We start from the raw sequence: 2,775 nt of genomic DNA, 5'->3' as shown, positions 1-2,775 counted from the left end.
TCAAAACGCGGTCGCGAAAGACACGGTCGGCGGCAGCAACGGCGAGATGCACTTCTTCAGGTCCTGCCTCTGCAATAACCGCTACCGTCTCTCCGTTTGAAGGGTCATCAACCTCGATCCGTTTGCCGGACGAACAATCTCTCCACTCCCCATCGATGAAATTCTTGATCACTTCTGCGCTCGACATCAAAGTCCTCCAGTTTACCCATTATCCGATCCGACCCGGTCAAAAGAAGCGCAGGCTTTCGCTGAGTCATTAGGGAGGCTCCTTCGCATTTGCGCGTTTCGGGCCTGCAGAGCATTAGGGCGGCTTGCAGAGGCTCGGGCCTAATTAATATTGGCCGTTTGTGAGCCGGACTCAGCTATTCTGGAGCCGAACCTCGAACGGCAAGTTGGCCGCGGTTGCAATGCCCGGGGTGGTTCAAAAGGGCGGGTTTGGCAGTTTGAGAACTTATCTAGCACCCTTGAAGATTACAGCATCAGGAGCTGGCCATGGCCGGCTACTGGCTTCCCATATTGCGCGAGCCTCAATGCGTCCCACAGCATAGCCTGGTTTGCAGTTATCACTGGCTTGCCGAGGCGCGCCTCCAGGCGGTCGATTATGCTTGAAGTCCGAAGGAGGGTGCATGGGATGAAAAGAGCTTCAGCCTCAGAGGAATCGAACGAGCAAGAGGCCTCGAAGATACTTTCCGGGGAAAGTCCGGCGATGTCAGAATCGTTTTTGCAGTGGAATGAAGCAGACGCGCAGACCGAAATACCCGACCTGCTGAGGGCCTCGGTGACGACAGCGCCTACCTGATCGATATAAGGTGTGAGCATGGCGATGCGTTTCACCTCGAGCCTGTTGAAGGCGCGCAAAGCTCCTGTCATCGGTGAGGTTAAGGAGGCCCCGGGTCGGGTTGTCTGTAGCTCCTCTTCCAGCCTTTTCTGCGAGATGATGGCTGATCCCGATGTGCAGGCGTAGGCAAATACTTTGACGACACCTGGCGGGTCGAATAGCTCGCCAACCTTAGCGATCTCATCAACATGGCGGTAGAGGTTTTCGACCGTACTGGGCTCGTGATGCTTCATCCTGGCGGCACAGAAACTGATGCCGTCATCATGCATCATTCTGCGCAATTCAAGCTCTGTGAGGACGTCGTTGGACGGGGTTATCAATCCGATGACGGTCTCAGTTGCCACAGCAGGATATGATGGCTCAACGTGAGTGGTGTAGAACGCAGTCTCACTAGGCATCTCAAAGTTCTCCGTGCGTACGAGCCGTTTCCGGATTCAACTCGTACTTTCCGATATGTCATCCCTGGTTTTTCGCAGAGCGGCTGCTGATGAGATTGGCTGTGCTAGAGGCAGTCGCCTGCCTCTAGCACACAAGTTTTCAGCGATGAGCGCAGACCCATTCTGTTGTTGTATCGCCTGGCAACGCCTTCTCGTCGTAACCATCTTCTGCCGCAGCCTTCATCATCTCAGGCGTTCCGAGATAGCGCTTCAGTTCGGTATTGAATTTTGCCACGAAATCTTTGTCTGAATTCCTAAATCCAATACCTATCCAAGCGGACGATTCCTCCGGCATCAAGGCGGGATTGGTGGCCTCCACCTTCCCTCCAGATTTTTTGGCGATATCCTGGACGACTGTATAAGACGTCACTCCAGCGGCTGCTCGACCAGCGATCACCGCCGCAAGAATTTCGGTACCTCCTGGAACCTCCATAATCTGCGATGCGGGCACGCCCAGCTTCTTAGCGATCTCGATGCCAGCGTAGCCTGCCCCAGTCACCATGGTCGCATTCTTAGTCACCAAATCCTTGTACGTAGTGATTTGTTCCGGATTTCCGGATTTCACCATGAAGACATCTGTTTCTTTAGAAACAGGCTCCGAGAATGTTATGTTGTCGCACCTCTTTTTATTGATATACATGCCACCTGTAATTAAATCCAACCGGCCGGCTTGCAGCCCCGGGATCAACCCACCCCAATCGGTCACCACAGGCTCGATATTGGTGTAACCCATTGAACGAAGAACCCCTTCGGCAATGGCATTTACGTACCCCAGAGGCTTGTTGCCCTCACCAGGATATGCCTGTGGCGGCTCGGAAGCAAAGCCGAGACGAATTGTCTTGCCGCTCGCCGCGCGATCAGCAAGCTCACCTGTGTAAGCGGGCGCCGTCAGACCAACGACGACGAGCCCAATGCTCAGAAAAATCTTGATTATACGTTCCATGTTGTTCCCTTTTCTTGTTCTGTTGAACGCGCCTCTCGGCGGCGATGGGCGTTCTTCCTTTGCACTTCGAGCAAGAAACGCTTGCATCAGGTATGATAGGCCATTTTAAGTGCTCCTTTCTGCGAAGAACGCAGCTCTTGGGCGTTGCAGCTGCAAAACTTCCCGCCCAAGCGCAGAGATCCTGCGTGCACGAGCACCATCGAAACGGATGACTTGATACGGCTGAGCAGATCGGTGGAATGGTGCGGAGGGCACGGGGAGCATCTTCGCAACGCGAGAGACCTGAGCCTCAGCCGGCATTTCGTGTCTCCGCTGCCTTCAGCCGCGCAGGAAGACAATCTCTGGATCTTAATCCTGAAGGCGGTCGTCGAGGGGCGCGAGCGCGAGCAGCAGGCCACCGACCAGAGCAATTGCATACCCGATCCCGGCTGCAATCAACGTGTTGAGGGTAGCCCATAACAACTGTGGCAGGATCTCCCACGTAAAGTCCCAGCGCCAGTTGAATGTCATGCCCTTCCAAGCCTCCGGGCAACCAAGCGTTCCGCCCAGCGCATCAT

Annotated in this window: 2 protein-coding genes and 2 pseudogenes; all 4 read right to left on the bottom strand. The window is 54.8% G+C overall.

The features are described 5' to 3' along the window. Window positions 1-187: pseudogene (locus tag NMG46_RS29450) on the bottom strand (aldehyde dehydrogenase); the annotation flags it as partial. A 284-nt stretch (window positions 188-471) separates the two neighbouring features. After that, window positions 472-1,236: a hypothetical protein gene (locus NMG46_RS29445; RefSeq protein ID WP_254820773.1), complete on the bottom strand. Its 765-nt coding sequence runs from the start codon at window positions 1,234-1,236 to the stop codon at window positions 472-474. 139 nt (window positions 1,237-1,375) lie between these two features. Then, complete coding sequence (locus tag NMG46_RS29440; protein WP_128286568.1) at window positions 1,376-2,218, bottom strand: transporter substrate-binding domain-containing protein; 843 nt, start codon at window positions 2,216-2,218, stop codon at window positions 1,376-1,378. Window positions 2,219-2,566: 348 nt separating this feature from the next. Then, window positions 2,567-2,775: pseudogene (locus NMG46_RS29435) on the bottom strand (hypothetical protein); the annotation flags it as partial.

The sequence above is a fragment of the Mesorhizobium sp. LMG 17147 genome (assembly GCF_024297145.1).
Taxonomy (GTDB): Bacteria; Pseudomonadota; Alphaproteobacteria; order Rhizobiales; family Rhizobiaceae; genus Mesorhizobium.
This window is presented reverse-complemented; position numbering and strand designations above follow the sequence as displayed.

Excerpts from the sequence above, each read along its gene's own strand:
- NMG46_RS29445 (WP_254820773.1), bottom strand. The coding sequence starts at position 1,236 with ATGCCTAGTGAGACTGCGTTCTACACCACTCACGTTGAGCCATCATAT.
- NMG46_RS29440 (WP_128286568.1), bottom strand. The coding sequence starts at position 2,218 with ATGGAACGTATAATCAAGATTTTTCTGAGCATTGGGCTCGTCGTCGTT.